Source organism: Pseudoalteromonas sp. Ld20 (assembly GCF_045064175.1).
GTDB lineage: Bacteria > Pseudomonadota > Gammaproteobacteria > Enterobacterales > Alteromonadaceae > Pseudoalteromonas > Pseudoalteromonas neustonica.
On sequence record NZ_JBISHB010000008.1, the window covers coordinates 1 to 2,933 of the forward strand.

General features: G+C 36.3%; 2 protein-coding genes. Both read right to left on the reverse strand.

Annotated features, from left to right (window positions below; translation table 11 throughout):
* Window positions 1–306 precede the first annotated feature (306 nt).
* A complete protein-coding gene (locus ACJJVX_RS00155) occupies window positions 307–1,461 on the reverse strand; it encodes a serine hydrolase (protein ID WP_064436101.1) in 1,155 nt (384 codons plus the stop codon).
* Between the two features lie 769 nt (window positions 1,462–2,230).
* Window positions 2,231–2,626 (reverse strand): hypothetical protein, encoded by a 396-nt coding sequence (locus ACJJVX_RS00160; protein WP_405629460.1) that lies wholly within the window; start codon window positions 2,624–2,626, stop codon window positions 2,231–2,233.
* Window positions 2,627–2,933: the final 307 nt, after the last annotated feature.

Below are 2,933 nucleotides of genomic sequence, written 5' to 3' on the forward strand. Positions count from 1 at the left end.
GTAATTCTACAGCCACAACGAGGCTGTAGAATTACTCTAACAGCCAAATTCAATTAAAAAACGAGCTCCTGTAATTAACTCTAAGCGTTTTTAAAGCATTAGGTAATGCATTTGGAACCCATAAAACAAGCTGTTTTTCTTAAAAAAGAGTAATTCTACAGCCACAACGCCCCAATAAGGGGCTGATAATGCTTGGCTAAACTGTGTAGCGGAGCGGAACCGAGCCAAGCTGTTAGCAGTCCCGCTTGATTGCCTTGTTAGTTGCCCGCTACTATGAACCTTTATTTTTTGAAAACTAAAATGAGACTAAAAAATTGCAGGGTCAGTAACATCCCATATTTTCAGCTTAGTTAGGATTTTCGGTATTTCGTAAGTAAAAACATTTGCATCGAGTGAGGAGCTATTACACATACCAACAAAGGCTACTTGCTCCTTGGGTCTACGAATATAACTAGTACTTGTGCCCATCCATCCGCCATTGTGCAGCGTATAATTTGGCTCGATATATTGCCCGTTAGCATAAAAAGTTATTCCGTTGCTTTCGTAGGAGTGTTGGCTATTTGGTGTATTAAATTGAGTCATTATTTTGTTAGGGGCATCACCTAATTTCGGGGTATAAAAGTGATTATCCCAAATCAACATATCTTCGAGTGTAGTGTATAGACCACCGTCACCCACAACAAAAATATTTGTTTCATAACGCTTTAATCCATTATCTTTAAATGTTCTATATCCTTCGGCACGGTTAGGTACTATCTCTCGCATATCATCAGCGAAAAAAGTGCTGTGCATACCAAGCGGTTCAAAGATGTATTTTGTAGTGTACTCCCGCATGGACATACCACTGACGTTAGCTACTAACTCCGACAATAAAAAGTAAGCGAAGTTACTATAGGCTTGTTGAGTATCAGGTTGATGCTCTAAAGGAAGCGATTTTATGACATCGTAGTATTCTTCTTTGGTCAGGTAATCCTCATCACCAAGCCTGAACGGACCACCAGCGGTGGACAGTAGTGGTTTGGGTAATAGCGATTTGAGGGTATCGTAATCTGCCATTCCTGAAACGTGACCTAACATTGAGTTAATAGTTACTTTTACACCATAGTCTTTCAATTCAGTAAGATGTTTCCGTATATCATCATCAAGGTTAATTTCCCCTTTTTCTGCTAATAACAATACCGCAAACCCGGTGAATTGTTTAGATACAGATGCCATACGAAATACTGATATTGAACTGAGCGGAACCTGATGTTCGATGTTTGCCAAACCGTAGCTTTTCTTGAATAAAAATTGTTGATTCTTAATAATACCTACAGAGCACCCCGGTCCATTAGTTGGAATAGACTCTTCTGCAATTCTATCAATTTCCTTTTCCAGCAGCGTTAGTTGGGTTTCGTTTCCCATAACGCTAAATGAAAGTAACAAAATAACCCCAGCGATTCCTTGAATACTTTTATACATTAACTTTCCCTTTTTTTATTATTAACTATTCTGATAGTTGTGTAATTCCATCACTTTTCTTTACATCAAGCAGATAAATAAACTACGTAACACCTCGTAGGTTTGCTTTTTTTGTTGAAAAAATCAACAAAGTGATAAAAATAAGCAAAACAGTATGCTCACAATTATTGTTATTGGAACTGAATGACATTTTTCTAAATTCTGATTACAGCTTCTTTAGTCGCACACTGGCCTTAAAATTAATGAATTATCAGATTTTCTATTGCCAACAAGTAAATTTTTAAAGTGGTAAATCAAAATGCAATTGGAAGGTTAGGCTAGATGCAATTGAGTGGTACTAATGGTAGATATTTCCCAACCAAACTCGAAATCTACTCTTAGGGCTACTAACGAGGCTGTAGAATAACTCTAACAGCCAAATTCAATTAAAAAACGAGCTCCTGTAATTAACTCTAAGCGTTTTTAAAGCATTAGGTAATGCATTTGGAACCCATAAAACAGGCTGTTTTTCTTAAAAAAGAGTAATTCTACAGCCACAACGAGGCTGTAGAATAACTCTAACAGCCAAATTCAATTAAAAAACGAGCTCCTATAATTAACTCTAAGCGTTTTTAAAGCATTAGGTAATGCATTTGGAACCCATAAAACAGGCTGTTTTTCTTAAAAAAAGAGTAATTCTACAGCCACAACGCCTCGTTAAGCGGATAAAAATGGTTGGCTATAATCGCGAAGCGATGGCCAACTGTTTTTATTCCGTTTAAACGACTTGTTAGGTGTTTTTTATACGAGAAAATAACTCACCTAAAGTTAAATCCTCACTCCATAACTCATTGAAGCATAGCGAATATTGCTTTTCAATATCTATTGCAAGAGTTTCAAGTTCAAGTGAATCTGCCATCCATTTTGATGGATAAAGTGCAGTATAGATATCGTAAATTTTATCGTTAGGCGCAAAGTTAAGCTTATCTTTATTTGAAAATGCAAAAGCATCCGTAAACAAAATAAGAAATTCACGTATATCTTTCTTACTACTATTAGGGAATTCTGATTTCCAGTATTTCCCCATACATTTACGCAATCGGTATTTCTTTGGCAACCCATCAACATAGAATGCTGAGGCAAGGAAAATAACGATTCCAAGAATGACAATATAAGTAACACTCATGAAACACCTAACGAGGCTGTAGAATAACTCTAACAGCCAAATTCAATTAAAAAACGAGCTCCTGTAATTAACTCTAAGCGTTTTTAAAGCATTAGGTAATGCATTTGGAACCCATAAAACTGGCTGTTTTTCTTAAAAAAGAGTAATTCTACAGCCACAACGCCGCATTAAGCGGTGAGTAATAGATAATTGGACTCCCTCACCCTTAACGAGTGAGGTAATATAAAAGTTACCACACAAATATATTAAAAGAGTCCTGTTATGTATCGTACTAGAGTTGGCGTTGATTTAGCAAAAAAAGTTATTC